Here is a 17,881-nt window from a genome sequence, read left to right on the forward strand (position 1 = left end):
GACTCACCGCGTACGACGAGACGCCCGTTTATCAACGCCCAGCAGCACCAATGCGATCAGCACGAAACCCAGCAGCACGCCCAGCGCGTTGATGAATGCAGCCGAGAAACCGAGCGTGCCGACATCGATGAACGGGTACAGGTAATCACCGAACATGTGGCCACGCAGCAGGACGTAGGCGAAGTAGACGAGCGGATAGATCGCCCAGAGCGGTATATGCCTCAGACGCAGCGCGCCCTTGGGCACGTACAGCCACCAATAGAGCACGAACGCCAGCGGCATTATGTCGTGCAGCAGTTCATCGGCCACCCACTGCCAGCCTTCCGGGTGCCACAAGTGGCGCAACAGGATGTTGTAGGCGATGCCCACCAGCGCAATGCTCACCGCAATGCCGCCACACACCACTGGATGGCGGAAGAACCAGTGGCCTGCCGACTGCTGTGTCGTCAGCGCGCAACTCAGTGCGACCGCTACAAGCATGTTGGTCAGTACGGTGAAGAAACTTGAAAAGCGTACCAGCCCACCCAGCAGACTGGCGTGATCGGCATAACGACCAATCAGGATCAGGTAAAGCTGAATCACCAGTCCAGACCAGCCGAGGCAGGCGGCCACGAGGGCGTAATAGCGCTGTCCCTGCGCAGGTTGTGGATGTTCGCTGAGCATCAATCGGTATCCTTGAGTGCCGGCTTCCGTGCCAAGCTATTCTGGCGGGCCTGTTACCAGCCCTTGCTGCGATGCAATTTCACATACAGCGCTTCGACCTTCTCCCGCGCCCAGGGGGTCTTGCGCAGGAAGGTCAGACTGGACTTGATGCTCGGATCGCTTTTGAAGCAGCGAATATCGATGCGCTCGGCAAGGCCGGACCATTCGTAATGTTCGACCAGCGCCCTGAGGATCTGCTCCAGCGTGACGCCGTGCAATGGGTCGGAGTTGGGTGTTGTCATGATGAGCCTTGCAACCGATGAAGAGGAGACGAACCTGAACGGATCTCTGGAGTACGCAGGTGCTTCCCGAAAGTCTGCCATTGTAAGCGCCACGCCTTGATAAAACACCGTCGACCTGCCGCACTGTTGCCGGCTTCGCAATGATCCATGTCAGGTTTTTCGCTTTTAGAAAAATCGTTAGCGCCCTATCATTGCCGGGTTAAGGATTGAAGATTCCCCCTTCTGCAGATGTTCCTTCGGACAAAAGCCTATGCACGAATTCGGGCGGTGATGGTCTACGACTCAATGACCGCGCCGACCAAACGTGCAACCGCGCTCTGCCTGACGGTTTAATTCCACCGTCGGCGATTCGTCTCAACAAGCAGCTTCAAGGAATGGCGCCAAGGCAGGCGATGCTTAAAACAAGATGTCAATTACTTACTTCTCGCGGAGATTCGCATTATGAGCACTGACGGTGCTTCAAATAGAAATCGCCTGTTACCGACCCTGCTCGGGCTGGTGATCCTGTTGATGGGGCTGGCCTTGCTGGTCGGTGGTGCCCGACTGCTGCAACTGGATGGCTCGTTGTATTACCTGCTGGCCGGTATCGGCTTCGCCGTGACTGGCGTGCTGCTGATCACGGGTCGTGCGGCTGCGCTGGGCCTTTATGCACTGCTGCTGTTCGCGAGCACCGTGTGGTCGTTGTGGGAAGTCGGCCTTGATTGGTGGCAATTGGTGCCACGCCTGGCGCTGTGGTTCGCACTGGGTATCGTGTTGCTGCTGCCATGGTTCCGCAAGCCGCTGCTGCGCAACGGTCCGGCACGCATGGGCACCGGTGCACTGAGCATCGCTGTGGTGCTGGCCGGCCTGACCGCGCTGGCAAGCCAGTTCACCAATCCGGGTCGTATCGAAGGCCAGCTGGACCGCGAGACGGCTGGCACGACCAACACCGCCCCGGCCATGCCTGACGGCGACTGGCAGTCCTACGGCCGCACCGCCTTCGGTGACCGCTACTCGCCACTGGCGCAGATCACACCGGAAAACGTCAACAAGCTGGAGCCGGCCTGGACCTATCGCACCGGTGACATTCCGGGGCCGAACGACCCGGGTGAAACCACTGCCGAGAACACCCCGCTCAAGGTCAACGGCATGCTCTACGTGTGCACGCCGCACAGTCAGGTGATCGCGCTCGACCCGGATTCGGGCAAGGAAATCTGGCGCTTCGATCCGAAGCTCAGCACTCAGAACGCTGCCAACTTCAAGGGTTGGGCGCACATGACCTGCCGTGGCGTCACCTATCATGACGACGCTGCCTACGCCGCCAGTGCCCCGGCGCAAAGCCCGACGGTCCCGGCTGCTGACGGCACGGCCACTGCCAGTGCTGCCTGCCCGCGCAGAATCTTCCTGCCGACTGCCGACACCCGTCTGATCGCGCTGAACGCCGATACTGGCAAGATGTGTGAAGACTTCGGCAACAAGGGTTCGGTTGACCTGACCGCCAACATGGGCACCTTCGCTCCGGGCGGCTACTACTCCACGTCGCCACCCGCGGTCACCAAGGACCTGGTGATTATCGGTGGCCACGTCACTGACAACGTCTCCATGGACGAGCCGTCCGGCGTGATCCGTGCCTATGACGTGCACACCGGCCGTCTGGTGTGGAACTGGGACAGCGGCAATCCGGAAGAAACTGCGCCGATTGCCGAAGGCAAGATCTACACGCGCAACTCGCCGAACATGTGGTCCATGTTCAGCGTCGATGAAAAGCTCGGCATGATCTACCTGCCGATGGGTAACCAGACCCCTGACCAGTGGGGCGGCGACCGTACGCCAGAGTCCGAGAAGTACAGCGCGGGCCTGGTTGCACTGGACATCGCTACCGGCCGCGTGCGCTGGGACTACCAGTTCACTCACCATGACCTGTGGGACATGGACGTCGGTGGTCAGCCGACCCTGCTGGACATGAAAACCGCTGACGGCGTCAAGCCTGCGGTATTGGCATCGACCAAGCAGGGCAGCATCTACGTGCTGGACCGTAGCACCGGCAAACCGATCGTGCCGATCAATGAAGTACCGGTTCCGCAAGGTGCTGTCGCTGGTGATCACACCTCGCCAACCCAGCCCAAGTCCGACCTGAACTTCATGCCGCCGCCGCTCAAGGAGCGCGACATGTGGGGCGTGACGCCGTTTGACCAGATGATGTGCCGGATCGACTTCAAGTCGCTGCGCTACGATGGTCCGTTCACGCCACCTTCGCTGCAAGGTTCGATCGTTTATCCGGGTAACTTCGGTGTGTTCGACTGGGGCGGTATTTCCGTCGACCCGGTGCGTCAGATCGCCTTCGTCAATCCTAACTACATGGCTTTCCGTTCGAAGCTGGTACCGTCTGCCGAAGTTGAAGGCGGCCCGGGTCGCAAGAGCGAAACCGAAGGCGTACAGCCGAACAAGGGCGCGCCTTATGGTGTGATCCTGGAAGCACTGCTGTCGCCGATGGGCCTGCCTTGCCAGGCACCCGCGTGGGGTTACGTAGCGGCGGTCGATCTGACCACGCAAAAAACCATCTGGATGCACAAGAACGGCACTGTACGCGACAGCTCGCCGATCCCGCTCCCGCTGACCATGGGTGTTCCAAGCCTGGGTGGTACGTTCACCACCGCCAGCGGCCTGGCGTTCATGAGCGCTACGCTTGACCAGTACCTGCGTGCTTATGACGTGCGTAACGGCAAGCAGTTGTGGGAAGCCCGCCTGCCAGCAGGTGCACAAACCACCCCGATGACCTACACCGGCAAGGACGGTCAGCAATACGTGCTGGTCGTTGCAGGCGGTCACGGCTCACTGGGCACCAAACAGGGTGACTACGTGATGGCGTTCAAACTGCCGAAGTAATGCGTTGCTGAGGTCAATGAAAAGCGGCTACCGAGAGGTAGCCGCTTTTTTTGTCGCCACTGAAACTTGATTTCAGTGGCGCCAGCTACCGGGCAGGGCTGCGTCCTCTCGTAAATGTACGGCGCGGCGCGGGTCTGTGACGCGGAGCGTCACGAAATGCATGCCAACGCGGAGCATTGGCACGATAGTGTTCTCGCGGAAGGTGCACTGCCGGAAGAGCACCTCCAGACGATCATCGTTCCGCACGCTCCAGCGTGGGAATGCCGTTCTGGACGCTCTGCGTCCTCTCTTGAGGGCTTCTATCAGTGCGACTGACTAGCGCGCCTTGGCGCTGCTTTTGTCACTGGCGCGCAGGATGTCGTTCCAGCGGCGGACCAGGTAGTTGTGCTCGTTCATGACCGAATTCCACACGGCGATATGGCCCATGCGTTCTTCGTAGGAGCCGCCATCGCGGACTTCTCCGGCGTCGATCAGCGGCAAGCCGTCGCTGCCGAGCAGTTGTTCGCGGGCAGGCAGGCCGGCGTACCAGTAATCCCATTCGGCAGCGCTGAGGTGATCGCGGCTGCGTGCCGGGTTACCGATGTAATAACCCTGCCGCGCCATCACTGCGCCGGGCCAGCCCGACAGCCACCAGTTCAGGTACGCATAGGCCGCATCCAGCACCGGGCCCTTGGCGTGACGTGACAGGGAAAGCCCTCCAAACCAGCCGCGATAACCTTCCTTCGGCACCGCGACGCGGTACTTCACACCGGCACGGTGCAGCCTGACCAGGGTCGGTGACCAGAGGCTCTGAATGTCGATGTTCGGGCTGAGCATCAGTTCGGCGGCTTCTTCGTCGCCTGACCAGAACGCAGCAAAATGCCCTTGCTGCTGTTTGCGCACCAGCACATCAGCGAGCCGATCGATCTCTTCGATGCTCATGTTGCCAATGTCCTTGAAGCTCGCCAGCCCTGCCCCCTGCACCGCCAGCGCGGCATCCAGTGCGCCGATGGCCGCGTCGCTCTGCAAGGCGATGCGCCCGCCCCACACAGGGTCGAGCAACCAGCCCCAGCTTTCGTCCGCAGAGCTCAAGCCCTCCGGCAGGCGCTCGGGGCGATAGGCGAAGCTGTCGGCGTTATGGGTCAGCGGCAACATGCTGATGCGCTCGGTCACCGCGCTGCCCAGGCTGCCGTCGTGTTGCACGAACAAACGCTCGCTGGGCACACTGCCGCTGCCAAACTGGTCGGTAGGCCGCAGCCGGCCCTGCTTGGGCAAGTCGTTGATTTCGTGCCACAGCGCAATGCGCCGCGTGTCGATGGGTTGAATCGCCCGGGCTGGCCAGACGAAATCGACGTTATGAAACCATTGGTCGTAGAGGTCGTAGCTGTCTGGTTGCATGACCGCGATACGTTGCGCGGTTTGCACGTCATGAATCTGGTAGACCAGTTTGATCCCCAGTTCCTGCTCGGCCCGCTCACGCAAAGACTCCAGCAGGGTCACCGAGGTACCCAGCACGCGCAAGGTGATGGTCATACTGCCGACTCGTTGAGCGGCGGCGCGAAACTGCTGGAGAAGACTTCGAACGAACGACGCAGCAGATCGGGATCGAGACCGCGCAGGATGAACACCAGCCGCGAGGTGCGATCCTCGCCCGGCCAGGCGGCAAGATGCACCGGCGCATGCAGGCAATGCTGCACACCATGAATCACGATGGGAGCCTGATTGTCGTTCACGTTGAGCAGCCCTTTGACGCGGAGAATTCGTTCACCGTGGCATCTTAACAGCATCGACAGCCACACCCCGAAGCCGACCCAGTCCAGAGGCCGCTCGAACGTCAGGCAACAGACCTGCGCATCACCATGCCGCGCGGAGGTCGACAGCACACGATGCAGTTGCCAGCGGGTCACTTCAGCGGCCGGTTCTTCGCTGCGCATGCCCTCTCCCAGCAGCAACTGATCGCCGCTGTGGACATCCGCCGTATCCAGCAGTGGCGCAGAAAAATTCAGCGCTTGCAGATGCTCGCGCAGGCCATCCAGCACCGACTCGTCGACCAGATCGGTCTTGCTCAACAGCAGCCGGTCCGCCGCCGCGACCTGTGCCAGCCACTCCGGATGCAGTCGCTCCTGCAGCGTCGCGTGACAGGCATCCACCAGCGTGACGATCAGACCGATATGAAAGCGCCCGCGCAGTTGCGGGTCGTTGCTCAGCGTGGTGAGAATCGGGGCCGGATCGGCCAGGCCGGTTGTCTCCAGAATGACCCGGCGAAACGCAGGAATTTCACCTCGACTACGCCGCTCCAGAAGACCGAGCAGCGCGTCTTTCAATTCACCGCGGACGGTGCAGCAGACACAACCGCTGGGCAGCAGCACGGTATCCGGTGCGACCTCTTCAACCAGCAGATGATCGATACCCACGTCGCCGAATTCGTTGATCAGCAGCGCGGTGTCGCCCATGTTTTCATCGGCCAGCAGGCGTTTGAGCAGCGTGGTCTTGCCGCTGCCGAGGAAGCCGGTAATCACGTTCAGGGCAATACTCATGATGACCTCTGCAGATGATCGAGCAGACCTGAATCAAGCGGATCCAGCGGCCGGCCGATCAGCAACTCGGCTTTCTGCCAGAGCTGCTCCAGCCCGGTCGCAAGCTCCTGCTTGCCGGTGGCCCCGAGCAGGAGATAGGAAACGCCTTGAAAATCTTCGACCTTCAGACGAAACGGCGCGACCACCTTGTTGATTGCAGCAATACGCCGCAAGCGCTCACGCCGCCGGGGCAGCTCTGCAGCCAGCGGATCGCTCCAGTGCACGTCTTCACCCAACAGCCCGCACAATCCACACATCAAGTGTTCTCCGGCTGTTTGCTCATGGCATGACGTCGCCGGAATTGGGGCCCAGTGTCTGACCGACGAACAGGTTGCCGCCCGGCTCGCTGGCCAATAGCACCGCCACCGGGGCGACCTCCTCGGCCAGACCGAAGCGGCCGAGTGGCAACTCGGCGGCCTTGGCGGTTTTCCAGGCGCTGCTGATCCCGGCGACCAACGGGGTTTCGATAGGACCGGGCGCAATGGCGTTGACCAGCACGTTGTCCTTGGCGACTTCCAGCGCCAGGGACTTGCTGAAACCGATCACCCCGGCCTTGGCGGCGGCGTAATGGGTCAGTTCGGCACCGCCCTTGATACCCAGTTGCGAGGCGACATTGATGATGCGCCCCCAGCGCTGGGCAATCATGTGCGGCAATGCCCGCTGACTGGCCACGAAGACGCTGGTCAGGTCGATGCGCAGCATGTCGTTCCACATGTCGAGGGTCAGGTCGACGCAACGTGCCTGGGTCAGCATGCCCGCGTTGTTGACCAGAATGTCGATGCCACCGAACTGCTCGACACAGGCATCGACGCTGGCTTGCGCGCCGTCGACACTGCCGACATCGGCCACGCACTCCTGAACCTGCGCGCCCAGTTGGTGGCACTCTGCAGCGATCTTCGCCAGGCTGTCGGCGTCTCGGTCGCCCAGCACCAGACGCGCGCCTTCAGCCGCATAGGCGCGGGCGATGGCTGCGCCGATGCCACTGCCTGCTCCGGTGATCACTGCGCGCTTTTGTTTGAGTTGCTGCATGGGTCGGGTTCCTCGGTTGATTTGGGGATCACGGCGTATTGCTCGCGAACGCTCAGTTACTGGCACGCGTCTGTACTGAACGCTTCACGAGCAAGCTCGCTGCCGATCCGAATCGATCTACTCGGGCCAGCGCACGGTCAGGCCGCCGTCGATCACGATGCTTTGCCCGGTCAGGTAACTGGCGTCATCGCTGCACAGAAAACGCACCAGCGCAGCGACTTCATCCGCTCGACCGACCCGGCCCAGCGGGATGGCTTTGGCCGCCTGCGCCAGACCTTCCGGCCCCAGCGAGTTCTTGCTGTCCAGCGATTGCGGCGTCTCGATCAGGCCGGGAATCACCGCGTTGCAACGGATGCCCTTCGGGGCGAGCTCCACCGCCAGTGACCGACACAGCCCTGGTACGCCGGCCTTGGCCGCTGCGTAATGGGAATGGTCCTGCCAGCCATACACACCGCCGGCAATCGAGGAAATCGCCACCAGCGCCCCGCCCTCACCCATGTGCCGGACGGCGGCGCGGAAGGTACGCATTACGCCGGTCAGGTCGACGTCGAGCATCTCGTTCCAGCGCTCGTCGGTCATTTCCAGCAAGGGCGCGCGGCGCAGCAATCCGGCATTGGCGACCGCGTAGTCGATGCGGCCGAACGCCTTGACCGCCTGCGCGGCCAGGTCATCGACCGACTCGGTGAAGGTCACGTCCAGTGGCAGCATCAGGCATTCGCCGCCCGCCTCCGCCACCAGCCTGCGGGTTTCGTCCGGATCATGCGGGTCAGCCGGATAGAACCCGCCTGCCACCGCCACACCCTGGCGGGCAAAAGCCACTGCCAGGGCCTGACCGATGCCGCTGGCGGCACCGGTTATCACTGCAACTTTACGCGTCATGTGCTGCTCCTCATTTCACCGTTTCAGGTCGCACGTGTTTAGCGGCAAACATCAGCGCACCCGACAGGAAGCAAGGCACTGCGCCAAAGTACAACGCCGAGGTCTGCCAGTCGCCGCCTGCGCTCAGTACCGATGTGGCACCGAAGCCTGCGACCACGGCACCGAGCGGGCCCATGGCATGGATGATTGCGCCGCCAGTGGCACGAATGCTGGTCGGGAAGCTTTCGCTGATGAAGAACAATGCCGCCGAGTACGGGCCGATCAGGAAGAACAGCCCCAGGCTGTACAAGCCGACCACCGTCACCATGTTGCTCGGCCCGTAAAGCATGCCGGCAAACGCCAGGCCGCCGAGCATCCAGCCAAGGCCGATAACATTGCGGCGACCGATCCGGTCACCCATCCAGCCGTGACACAGGTAGCCGCAATAGCCCACCAGGTTGGACAGCACCAGAATGATCAGCGAGTTCTCGAACGAGATGTGGTGGACGCTGACGATCACCGTCGTACCCAGCACACTGAACACCTGAATGGCTGCCCAGTTGAGCAGGATCGCAGCACCGATCACCAGAGTCGCGCGACGCGAGGAACCGCGAAAGGCAGCGCCGATACCGGCCTTGCTGTGTTCTTCGTAATCCACCCCGTACGTCTGCGCCACGGCCTTCGCCTGGCTGAGGTCGCCCTTCTTGCGCAACTGGGTGATGCGTTGATGGATCTGAAACTGCGGGCTCTCCTTGAGCTTGCGCGCCAGGATCGCGATGACGATGGCCGGGATGGCCGCAAACACGAAGCAACCCTGCCAGCCGATAACCGGCAACAGCACCGCCGTCAGACCAGCCGCGATCAGCGCACCGACCGGCCAGCCGCCCTGCACCAGACTATAGATGAAGCCACGGCGCTTGGTCAGTCGCGGGTCGTCGGATGCAGCGTAGATTTCGCTCAGATAGGTCGCGTTGACCGTTTCCTCTGCATAACCCAGACCGCCCAGCGAACGAATGAGGATCAGGGGCGACTTGCCCCACGCTCCGCCGATGGCCGTGAGCGCCGAGCAGATCGCCGAGCCACTCACGGTGAAAATGATACCCACGCGCCGTCCCAGGCGATCTACCAGCGGGCCGATGGCCAGAGCCACCACCGCGGTGCCGACCGCGACCCAGGTCGCGATTTCGGCCTGTTCGACCTCACTCCAGCTGAAATGCCGACCGATTTCCGGTAACAGCGTGCCAAACAGAATGAAGTCATATACCGCAAACACCCACGCGAAAAACGCAATCCATGTGGCGAACCGTACTTGCTCCGGAGTCAGTTGCTCAGGTTTCCAGCCGGTCAGGTCGAGCTTATTGTAAATGGACATGAGTGACGCCTCGGACAGGGCAATGAATCAGCGGGTACGGGGGTTGCGACGCACGAAGTCGTCGGCAATCTCGTCGAAAGTGACGAACTTGACGCCAGCATGGCTTTGAATGTGCTCGATCAAGCGCTCCAGCATCAGCAGCACTTGCGGGCGACCAGACACGTCCGGGTGAATGGTCATGGTGAATACAGCGTGTTCATGTTCGCGATAGACCCAGTCAAACTGGTCGCGCCACATCTCTTCCAGGTGCCGAGGGTTGACGAAACCATGGCTGTTCGGCGCCTTCTTGATGAACATCATTGGCGGCAGATCGTCCAGGTACCAGTTGGCCGGGATTTCCACCAGATCGGTTTCTTCGCCACGTACCAGCGGCTTCATCCAGGTATCCGGATGCTGGCTGTAATCGATTTTGGTCCACTTGTCGCCCACCCGAACGTAGTAAGGATGGAAGTCGTTGTGCATCAGGCTGTGGTCGTACTTGATGCCTTTCTTGAGCAGCAGCTCGTTGGTGACGTTACTGAATTCCCACCATGGCGCGACATAGCCGGTAGGACGTTTGCCGGTCATTTGCGTGATCAGGTCGATGGACTTGTCGAGGACGATCTCCTCTTGCTCCGGGGTCATGGCAATCGGGTTTTCATGGCTGTAACCATGCACACCGATTTCATGCCCGGCATCCGCCACGGCTTTCATCTGCTCGGAGAAGGTCTCCATGGAGTGCCCCGGAATGAACCAGGTGGTGCGCAGACCGTAACGCTCGAACAACTTGAGCAGACGCGGCGCGCCGACTTCACCGGCGAACAGGCCGCGGGAAATGTCGTCCGGCGAGTCTTCGCCACCATAGGAGCCCAGCCAGCCGGCAACGGCATCCACATCTACACCAAACGCACACAGAATTTCTTTGGCCATCGTTGTTCTCCCACGGGTTAATCAGATCGGCTTCGCGCGGTACGGCACGCGGGCCGGTTGGCACTGCAAAACGTGTTCAAGGGGCTGCGATCAAGGACTCCACGGTCAACGCCGCCCGCAGCAGCCGTGCGTCTTCGCCTGCCGGTGCGCTGAGCAACAGCCCGGTGGGCAAGCCCGAGGCATCGCGGCCGCTGGGCAGTGACACACCGGGCATGTTCAGCAGGCTGCCGGGCATGGTCAGGCGCAGCGTGGCTAGGTTGGTTTGAACGAACAGATCGTCGTCCTTCAGCAGCGGTGCGAGCGGCGGCGCCACATGGGCCACGGTCGGAGTAATCAGCAGCGCGCCGTCCAGTTCGAGGGTCAACTGCTCCTGCAAGCGCTCGCGCGCGGCGTAAAGATTGACCAGCAGGCTGGCCGGCATGGAACGGGCTGCCTCCAGGCGCTTGCGAACTCTGGGATCGAGCTGGCTGGCGGCGTCGCTGTCGAGCAACGCCTGATGCAGCGCAAACGCTTCGGCCGCACCAAGCCAGCCCTGTTGCTGGGTCAACAGCAACGTGGCCTGAAATGCCTGGCAAGGCTTGACCTCGATCAGCGCACCGCTTGCGCGCAAGGCTTCGACGGCACGCAACAGGTTGTCGCGAACGGCCGGCGTGACGCGCTCGTCTTCCAGCACCGCCTGATCGAGCAGAAAACGCTGACCGGCCAGGCTGCGTGGTATCAACGATGAGGGTTTGCTGCGCGCACAGAGCAGATCGTCGATCACCAGAGCGTCGCGCACGCTGCGGGTCAGTGGCCCGACGCTGTCCAGCGTCAGTGCCAGCGGGAAAACACCGTCGCGGCTATAGCGGCGGCTGGTGCTGCGAAACCCCACCAGACCGTTGAGCGCTGCCGGCACACGAATAGAACCGGCGGTATCGGTGCCCATGGCGATCGGTACGGTTCCGTTGGCCACGGCGACTGCCGAACCCGAAGACGAACCGCCAGGAATACGCGGTGAGCTGTCGCTGCTGGGGTTGATCGGCGTGCCGAAATGCGGGTTCAGGCCCAGCCCTGAATAAGCGAATTCACTGAGGTTGGTCTTGCCCAGGCTGACCATCCCGGACCGTGCCAGCAGCCCGACACTCGGCGCATCCAGCAGCGCGGGCGACAGGTTGGTGCGCACCGCGGCACCGGCGGTTGTGACGCTGCCTGCCACATCGAAAAGATCCTTCCAGGCAATGGGCACGCCGTCGAAGGGACTCAATGGCTGCCCTTGTTGCCAGCGGGCCGCAGACGCTTCGGCTTCCCTGCGTGCCCGTTCGATACTCATGGAAATGAACACATGATCGGCGGTTTCTGCCTGTTGCAGAGCCTTGTCCAGAGCCTGGACAGGGTCACTGCGCCCCTGAGCAAAATCCTCGGCCAGTGCGCAGGCATCACGGGTAACGCTGTGACTCCCGGTATCGGTCATGGACATCACACCTTTAAAAAATGTACTTATTAATAAAATGTACATTTAACAAAGGCAGATTCCATGCCAATCTGCACGTCGCGACACCCTGACCCGATCGAGCTGATGGCCCTTTCGCGCTGGAACCGCCGTACTAGAAACCTTTTTGCAAAGGGATCAATCAGTTGCGATAGGGCATCGTCAGCGCACAGGATCGTCATAAAGAAATAACGTATCTTTTATAAAAGGTACATTTCAGTGCAAAAAAGTAACGGTGGCCCCATGAGCGAGCATAAGGACGTGTGCCAAGGTGACAACAGCGCTTCTGTGCGAGAATCGTCCGTCAACCGCCAGAAGTGTATGAAACCGATGTCAGAAGAGGACCCGCGCACCGCGTCGCGCTACGCCATGATTCGCGAGGTGTTGCGTAACGCCATCGTCTCGGGCGCGGCCGCCAATGGACTGGTGCTGCTTGAAGCACCGCTGGCAGAGCTGTTCGGTACCAGCCGGGTGCCGGTGCGCAAGGCGCTCAATCTGCTGCACGAAGAAGGCTTGATCAGCCGCTTCGACGGCCGGGGTTATCTGGTCAATCCTGACGCGCAGGAAGTCGAGCCGCTGCGCCTGAGCCTGAGCCACAAGCAGTTCGGGCTGGACAGCAGTGAAGAACTGGTCGATACCCGCCCGCTCGGCGAACGCATTCATGATGAGATCGGTGCGGCACTGTCGGCCTGTATCGCCTTTGGTCACTACCGGCTCGATGAGCAAAGCGCCGCGCAGCATTATGGAGTAAGCCGCGCAGTGGTTCGTGAGGCGCTGATGCGTCTGCGCGATCGCGGCCTGGTGGAAAAAGAGCCTTACTCGCAATGGCTGGCGGGGCCGCTGACGGCCCGGGAAATCACTGAAGACTACGAACTGCGTGCCTGCCTCGAGCCCGAAGCCTTGCGCCAGACGGCGCCACAGCTGAGCCGCGAAACCCTTGAAGCGATGCTGACTAGAGTCATCGAGGCGCAAAACGCCGAACAGTGCAGCCTTGAGGAAATCGAGCGCCTTGAAGATGATCTGCATCAGCAATGCCTGGGCGGCCTGCAAAACCGCAAGATCGCCATGCTGATCAGCCAGGCGCAAAGCCCGATGATCATCAACCGGATTTTCTACCGCTTGCTGAGCATTGGCGCCGATGAAGCGATGCTGGCCGAACACCGGCTGATCATCGAATTACTGCTGCACGGCGCCTTCGACGCCGCCGCCCTGAACCTCAAGGAACACCTGCTACGCGCCCGGCAGCGCATGCTGCAACGCCTGAAAGTCCTGTCGGTATTGCCGGAGCAGGAAGTGCCGGGGTATCTGACGCGGTTGAGTTGAGGCGGGCTGGATCACTCTCGTTGCCACGCTATATAAAAGAGTCAACTCGCACTCGGTGTGAAACCCGGTTTCTGTAGGAGCGGACTTGTCCGCGAAAGGGCCTGTACATTCACAACATTTCTGCTGCTCAAACGCCCTCTTCGCGAACAAGTTCGCTCCTGCACGAGCGTTCTATTTTTTAAGGTCCAGGATACGACTTACTTGCCGATCACTTCGCCGCGCATCGGTGCCAGACGGGCGATGAGGCGGTTTTGTACGGGGACCGGGACCTTTTCGGTGTCCATCGAGGCGATGAGGTCTTCGACCAGCGCGTTGAAATCGCTGGGCGTCAGATTCTGGCCCTTGTGCGCCTCGGCCATGCTGTCGCCGGTATAGCGGCACGGGCCGCCGGACTCGACGCAGAGTTGCTCGACCAGCTTGTCGCGCAGACGCACGATGTCGACTTTCTTGAAGTGCTCGACGATCCGCTGATCCTTGGCCACGTTTATCAGCATGCCTTCGACGATGCGCTGGATACCGGCACGCTGGCCCAGGCCCTGGTAGAGGCTGTCATCCCTGGGTGGCTGTTGCTGCTGCGCGCAACCGGCCAGTAGCGTCAGCATCATGGCGATCAGCAAGCGCCTCATCAAAAACTCCCCTGCACAGACAGATAGGTGCCGTTCTGGTTATCCAGCGTGGCGATTTCACCCAGGCGGGCGTAAGCCAGAACCACGGACACGTGCTTGTTGGGGAAATAGCCGAGAAACACATCGGCCCAGTCACTCTCGCCTGCAAACGACAGGTTGTCCGGCTTCTCGCGATATTCGACGCCCAGCGCCCAGCGCGGATTGAACAGCACGGCTACCGAACCCTCCTTGAGCAGGCCGCGGCTGTCGCGCCGATCGCCGCCGAACCCCAACAGTCCGGTTTCGTTGGCGCGGCTGTAACGCACGCCGCCGTTGACCACGACGTTGTAGCCGAACGCCGCACCCATGAACAACCGACTGGCCGTCAGGTAGCCTTCGACATCCGAGTCACGCCGGGCGCCGACCAGGCTGGGAATCAGGAAATCGTTCTGATGCTTGTACTGCACACCCAGAGAAACCTGCGGCAGGCTTTCGTAGATCAGGTCGCCGAACAGCCGCACCTTGACGCCGAACACGTCCTGACTGAGGTTATCGTCCGGCAGGCTGAGCCTGTGCTGCAGGTTGCTGATATCGAAACGCTGATGCGCGTAGGAAAACTCCACGCGATTGCCATAGGCGACCGCCAGGCCTGCCACATCGAGGTTGTAGTCCGGCAGATTCACGTGCGTGGCGAAGGCGGTAGCGCCCCACTCGCCTTGCTCGCTGTAGCCGGTGATCACCGCCCACGGGGTTATGCCGCCGCCGGCGCTGCCTTCAATGCTGGTCGCGCCGCCCGTGGCGATCAACCGGCCGTTGTCGCCCAGGGCGGACGTCGGAGCAACGCCCGCCATGCCCACCAGCAAAGACCCCAACAGCAGCGATGTTTTGTGCAACATGGATTAATTCACCATAAGACCGGGTGAGGCCTGATACGTGGCAATCCATGCCTCGAACGCCGACGCGGTCAGCGGTCGACTGATCAGGTAACCCTGGGCCGTATCGCAGTGCCAACGCCGGAGCAGGTCCAGGCTGTGTTGATACTCGACACCCTCTGCCACCACCTTCAATCCAAGGTTGTGGCTCATTTCAATGGTCGACCGCACGATCACTGCGTCCTCACTGGTTTCATCCAGATTGCGCACGAAAGACTGATCGATTTTCAGCTCTTGTACGGGCAGACGTTTCAAGTGAGCCAGTGACGAGTAACCGGTGCCGAAATCATCGATCGACAGGCTGATGCCGCAATCGCGCAGGCGATGCAGGACGATCAGTGCCTTTTCCGGTTCGCTCATGACGGCGCTTTCGGTGATCTCGAATAACAGTTGTTCGGCAGGTATGGCGTATTGCTTGAGCAGTTTCACGACATAGCCGACCAGATCATCACCCAGCAGGTCATCAGCGGAAATGTTTACCGACACCTGCAGGACCAGACCGCGCTTACGCCATTCGGCCAGCTGGCGCATCGCCTCTTCGATCACCCAGTTGGTCAGCAGGTAAATGCTTCCGGTACGCTCGGCGAGGACGATGAATTCAGCGGGCGAGACATTACCGAACTGCGGATGAGCCCAGCGCAGCAGCGCCTCGGCCTGACGCACATAGCCCTGACGAATATCCAGCTTGGGCTGGTAATGCAGCATCAATTCGCCATTCTGCGCGGCTTTGCGCAGATCACGAATGAGCGTGATCTGTCGCTGGTGGGCCAGGTCACGTCCATCCTGATAGATCTGCAGGCGACCGGGAAGGAACGCGGCGTCCTTGCGGGCAATGGCCGCACGGTTGAGCAATTCCTGGGCGGAATCACCGTGCTCCGGGTACACCGTGATACCAATGCAGCATTCAAGCGCGTACTCATGATTGTCGATACGCTGCGGCTCACTGAGCAGACGCTGCACAGCGTCAGCCATGCCCACCGCGCCAGCGCTGGACGTGTTGTCCAGCAACAGCAGAAACTCGTTGGCCCCCAGACGCGCCACGGTGTCGCCGGCGCGCAGATTGCCTTGCAGGCGCTGGCCCGCCTGCCGTAACAATTGGTCCACACCATCGGCGCTCACGCTTTCGCTGATCGTGGCAAGGTTCTCTATGCTCAGAGACAACAGAGCAACCCCGCGATCTGCCGCAATCGAACTGCCCAGACGCTCCATCACCAGCGCCCGGTTCGGCAGCCCGGTCAGGTTGTCGTGCAAAGCGTTGTGGGCCAATTGCCCCTCGCGCACCGCAATGCCTTGCTGCATGGTGTTGATCGCGTCGGCGAGCATGCCCAGTTCATCACTGCGGACCAGCGTGACCGGGGTTTTATAGTCGCCATCACCAATGCGTTTGGCCGCCGTGGCCAGGGCCTGAACCGGCAGCGAGACGCTTCGCGCCAGCGCCAGTGTGCCGATCAGCGAAGCCACCAGGGCAACCATGGAAATCCAGAAGATCTTTTGATTCAATGGCGCGAATGCCTGATAGGCCTTGTCCAGAGGGCTCTGCAACAGCGCGATGACCTGCCCGTCGCCGCCATTGCTGGTGTTGGCGAGCATCAGGGTCTGGCTGAGAAAGTTAAGATTCGATTGCTCGGTGAGCAACATCTGGCCTTCCGAGGAGCTGCGCATCAGCTCGATCAGGCCCGCGTGCAAGGCCTCTGGCTGAGTACTGATCAGTTCACCGTTCTTGCCGTCTTCTACGGTGAGAAAAGACACTTCCAGACCGCTGAGCGAGCGCAGTTCTTCGGCAATATCGCTGTCGATGGTAAAGCCCATGACCACGCGGCCGATCGGCAATGGCGCGAGAACGGTGGCCTCCACCAGCAAATGAGGGTCTCCGCCGCCGGGCACAATGAGCACTGACTGACCGGCACGTTTGGCGTTGCGCAGGGCCTGGTCATAGACAAACCTGGAACCCTCGGGGACTTTCGGTACGGTGCTGGCAATCACTACGCCATCCATGCCCAGCAGGAACATGTCGCTGGCATTGATGCGCTTGCCGTGGTTGAGCAGCACCGAGCGAATGGTCGAGGAATCGGCACTGGCCACGGCATCGCGAAAGCCAAAATCGGCTGCCACCAATTGCACGGTGTCACGCAGACGCTTGCCGCGCAGGTCGATCAGCCGTTCGAACACACGACTGCCCACCTCCAGTTGCGCCTGAGCCTGAGTGCGCACCGCCTCGCCTGTTGCAACCTTGACGGCGATGTAGACCGCACTCACGACAATCAGCAACAGGACAATCAGAACCCCGGCGATGCGCGCCTGAAAGCTGGCTTTAAATTTCATTCATGCGTGGCCTTGTGGAAGGCGTCACCGAAGCCGCCTGGTGCGGGCTTGCCGGGTTTGTCCTCGGCTTGCATTTCGACCGCCAGGTTGAAACGCTGGGTGAGCCCGGCGGCAGGCACCTCGAACTCGCCGCCCGATACCGGCTGCATGTCCGCGATCTGCGGGTGCCAGAGGGTGGCGTTGTAGTGCCCGGCGGGCATCTGATCGAGCTTGAGCTGGCCGTTGCTGTCGGTCACGCCGAACCATGAATCGTCGGTGACGTAGATGTAACCGACCATCCAGTCATGGATGTTGCAGCCCAGCACCACCACGCCGGGTTTGTCGAACAACAACGGATCCGAGGGTGTGCCCTCGTAAAGTCGCAATTCGAAGCGCTTGGCCGGAGAAAAGGAGTAGACCTGATGGCGGATGTTGTCGCTGTTGGGAAACTTGACCTGAGTGCCGGTGTGGATGGCCAGTACATGTGGCGCAAACTCCTGATCACGCTGATCCATTGATGCCTTCAACGCAACGGGTGAAGGATCGGGCGGCCCTTTGAGGGTGACCACCGCATCCGCAAGGGGCTTGCCCTCCTTGTCCATCACCTGCGCGGTAAAGGTGGCAGCCGATGCGCTCGCAGCCGAGGCTACGCACAGTCCGGCCAGCAATGCCGATATAAATACGTTGGTCATACCTGATTCAACCCATAACGGCAGCGCC

Annotated in this window: 16 protein-coding genes; 2 read left to right on the forward strand and 14 right to left on the reverse strand. The window is 61.2% G+C overall.

All coding sequences use genetic code 11. The features are described 5' to 3' along the window. Positions 1 to 3: 3 nt before the first annotated feature. Both P406_RS00160 and P406_RS00165 read right to left on the reverse strand, forming a co-directional pair. On the reverse strand, positions 4 to 663 hold the full coding sequence (locus tag P406_RS00160) for a Pr6Pr family membrane protein (RefSeq protein WP_046234975.1): 660 nt from the start codon (positions 661 to 663) through the stop codon (positions 4 to 6). A gap of 53 nt (positions 664 to 716) precedes the next feature. Continuing rightward, positions 717 to 944 (reverse strand): VF530 family protein, encoded by a 228-nt coding sequence (locus tag P406_RS00165; protein WP_003363662.1) that lies wholly within the window; start codon positions 942 to 944, stop codon positions 717 to 719. A gap of 441 nt (positions 945 to 1,385) precedes the next feature. Between P406_RS00165 and P406_RS00170 the strand changes: the two genes are divergently transcribed. Beyond that, the gene (locus P406_RS00170) at positions 1,386 to 3,809 is read left to right on the forward strand and encodes a glucose/quinate/shikimate family membrane-bound PQQ-dependent dehydrogenase (RefSeq protein WP_046234976.1); all 2,424 of its coding nucleotides are present in this window, start codon (positions 1,386 to 1,388) and stop codon (positions 3,807 to 3,809) included. 315 nt (positions 3,810 to 4,124) lie between these two features. Here the strand turns inward: P406_RS00170 and P406_RS00175 are convergent, their stop codons facing one another. The 8 genes from P406_RS00175 to P406_RS00210 form a co-directional block, all read right to left on the reverse strand. Next, positions 4,125 to 5,321 (reverse strand): ABC transporter substrate-binding protein, encoded by a 1,197-nt coding sequence (locus tag P406_RS00175; protein WP_046234977.1) that lies wholly within the window; start codon positions 5,319 to 5,321, stop codon positions 4,125 to 4,127. Beyond that, positions 5,318 to 6,325, reverse strand: a complete 1,008-nt coding sequence (locus tag P406_RS00180; protein WP_046234978.1) for a CobW family GTP-binding protein — start codon at positions 6,323 to 6,325, stop codon at positions 5,318 to 5,320. Before P406_RS00180 ends, P406_RS00175 begins: the two co-directional genes overlap by 4 nt. Next, positions 6,322 to 6,621 (reverse strand): hypothetical protein, encoded by a 300-nt coding sequence (locus P406_RS00185; protein WP_003405362.1) that lies wholly within the window; start codon positions 6,619 to 6,621, stop codon positions 6,322 to 6,324. Before P406_RS00185 ends, P406_RS00180 begins: the two co-directional genes overlap by 4 nt. A 22-nt stretch (positions 6,622 to 6,643) precedes the next feature. Next, on the reverse strand, positions 6,644 to 7,393 hold the full coding sequence (locus P406_RS00190; protein WP_046234979.1) for an SDR family NAD(P)-dependent oxidoreductase: 750 nt from the start codon (positions 7,391 to 7,393) through the stop codon (positions 6,644 to 6,646). A 117-nt stretch (positions 7,394 to 7,510) separates the two neighbouring features. Next, positions 7,511 to 8,272 (reverse strand): SDR family NAD(P)-dependent oxidoreductase, encoded by a 762-nt coding sequence (locus P406_RS00195; RefSeq protein WP_003418561.1) that lies wholly within the window; start codon positions 8,270 to 8,272, stop codon positions 7,511 to 7,513. A 10-nt stretch (positions 8,273 to 8,282) separates the two neighbouring features. Then, complete coding sequence (locus P406_RS00200; protein ID WP_003412976.1) at positions 8,283 to 9,623, reverse strand: MFS transporter; 1,341 nt, start codon at positions 9,621 to 9,623, stop codon at positions 8,283 to 8,285. A gap of 27 nt (positions 9,624 to 9,650) precedes the next feature. Then, positions 9,651 to 10,532 carry a polysaccharide deacetylase family protein gene (locus tag P406_RS00205; RefSeq protein WP_046234980.1) on the reverse strand — a complete coding sequence of 294 codons (882 nt, stop codon included), beginning with the start codon at positions 10,530 to 10,532 and terminating at the stop codon, positions 9,651 to 9,653. Positions 10,533 to 10,608: 76 nt separating this feature from the next. Next, positions 10,609 to 11,982 carry an amidase gene (locus P406_RS00210; RefSeq protein ID WP_046234981.1) on the reverse strand — a complete coding sequence of 458 codons (1,374 nt, stop codon included), beginning with the start codon at positions 11,980 to 11,982 and terminating at the stop codon, positions 10,609 to 10,611. 348 nt (positions 11,983 to 12,330) lie between these two features. On the opposite strand from P406_RS00210, the gene P406_RS00215 reads away from it, so the two are divergent. Then, the gene (locus P406_RS00215; protein WP_003412982.1) at positions 12,331 to 13,323 is read left to right on the forward strand and encodes a GntR family transcriptional regulator; all 993 of its coding nucleotides are present in this window, start codon (positions 12,331 to 12,333) and stop codon (positions 13,321 to 13,323) included. A gap of 197 nt (positions 13,324 to 13,520) precedes the next feature. Here P406_RS00215 and P406_RS00220 read toward each other — a convergent pair whose 3' ends face one another. From P406_RS00220 to P406_RS00235, 4 genes are read right to left on the reverse strand one after another with little or no spacing between them, the layout of a single operon-like run. After that, the gene (locus tag P406_RS00220; protein ID WP_046234982.1) at positions 13,521 to 13,949 is read right to left on the reverse strand and encodes a group I truncated hemoglobin; all 429 of its coding nucleotides are present in this window, start codon (positions 13,947 to 13,949) and stop codon (positions 13,521 to 13,523) included. After that, entirely contained in the window at positions 13,949 to 14,824 is an 876-nt protein-coding gene (locus P406_RS00225; RefSeq protein ID WP_046234983.1) for a DUF3034 family protein, read from the reverse strand. Before P406_RS00225 ends, P406_RS00220 begins: the two co-directional genes overlap by 1 nt. Positions 14,825 to 14,827: 3 nt before the next feature. Next, positions 14,828 to 17,182, reverse strand: coding sequence for a bifunctional diguanylate cyclase/phosphodiesterase (locus tag P406_RS00230; protein ID WP_003412991.1), 2,355 nt, complete (start codon positions 17,180 to 17,182; stop codon positions 14,828 to 14,830). Continuing rightward, complete coding sequence (locus P406_RS00235; protein WP_003412993.1) at positions 17,179 to 17,853, reverse strand: hypothetical protein; 675 nt, start codon at positions 17,851 to 17,853, stop codon at positions 17,179 to 17,181. Before P406_RS00235 ends, P406_RS00230 begins: the two co-directional genes overlap by 4 nt. Positions 17,854 to 17,881: the final 28 nt, after the last annotated feature.

Origin of the sequence: Pseudomonas syringae pv. coryli str. NCPPB 4273, from assembly GCF_000972175.1 — a bacterium.
Classification (GTDB): Bacteria; Pseudomonadota; Gammaproteobacteria; order Pseudomonadales; family Pseudomonadaceae; genus Aquipseudomonas; species Aquipseudomonas syringae.

Excerpts from the sequence above, each read along its gene's own strand:
- P406_RS00160 (WP_046234975.1), bottom strand. The coding sequence starts at position 663 with ATGCTCAGCGAACATCCACAACCTGCGCAGGGACAGCGCTATTACGCC.
- P406_RS00165 (WP_003363662.1), bottom strand. The coding sequence starts at position 944 with ATGACAACACCCAACTCCGACCCATTGCACGGCGTCACGCTGGAGCAG.
- P406_RS00170 (WP_046234976.1), top strand. The coding sequence starts at position 1,386 with ATGAGCACTGACGGTGCTTCAAATAGAAATCGCCTGTTACCGACCCTG.
- P406_RS00175 (WP_046234977.1), bottom strand. The coding sequence starts at position 5,321 with ATGACCATCACCTTGCGCGTGCTGGGTACCTCGGTGACCCTGCTGGAG.
- P406_RS00180 (WP_046234978.1), bottom strand. The coding sequence starts at position 6,325 with ATGAGTATTGCCCTGAACGTGATTACCGGCTTCCTCGGCAGCGGCAAG.
- P406_RS00185 (WP_003405362.1), bottom strand. The coding sequence starts at position 6,621 with ATGTGTGGATTGTGCGGGCTGTTGGGTGAAGACGTGCACTGGAGCGAT.
- P406_RS00190 (WP_046234979.1), bottom strand. The coding sequence starts at position 7,393 with ATGCAGCAACTCAAACAAAAGCGCGCAGTGATCACCGGAGCAGGCAGT.
- P406_RS00195 (WP_003418561.1), bottom strand. The coding sequence starts at position 8,272 with ATGACGCGTAAAGTTGCAGTGATAACCGGTGCCGCCAGCGGCATCGGT.
- P406_RS00200 (WP_003412976.1), bottom strand. The coding sequence starts at position 9,623 with ATGTCCATTTACAATAAGCTCGACCTGACCGGCTGGAAACCTGAGCAA.
- P406_RS00205 (WP_046234980.1), bottom strand. The coding sequence starts at position 10,532 with ATGGCCAAAGAAATTCTGTGTGCGTTTGGTGTAGATGTGGATGCCGTT.
- P406_RS00210 (WP_046234981.1), bottom strand. The coding sequence starts at position 11,982 with ATGACCGATACCGGGAGTCACAGCGTTACCCGTGATGCCTGCGCACTG.
- P406_RS00215 (WP_003412982.1), top strand. The coding sequence starts at position 12,331 with ATGTCAGAAGAGGACCCGCGCACCGCGTCGCGCTACGCCATGATTCGC.
- P406_RS00220 (WP_046234982.1), bottom strand. The coding sequence starts at position 13,949 with ATGAGGCGCTTGCTGATCGCCATGATGCTGACGCTACTGGCCGGTTGC.
- P406_RS00225 (WP_046234983.1), bottom strand. The coding sequence starts at position 14,824 with ATGTTGCACAAAACATCGCTGCTGTTGGGGTCTTTGCTGGTGGGCATG.
- P406_RS00230 (WP_003412991.1), bottom strand. The coding sequence starts at position 17,182 with ATGAAATTTAAAGCCAGCTTTCAGGCGCGCATCGCCGGGGTTCTGATT.
- P406_RS00235 (WP_003412993.1), bottom strand. The coding sequence starts at position 17,853 with ATGACCAACGTATTTATATCGGCATTGCTGGCCGGACTGTGCGTAGCC.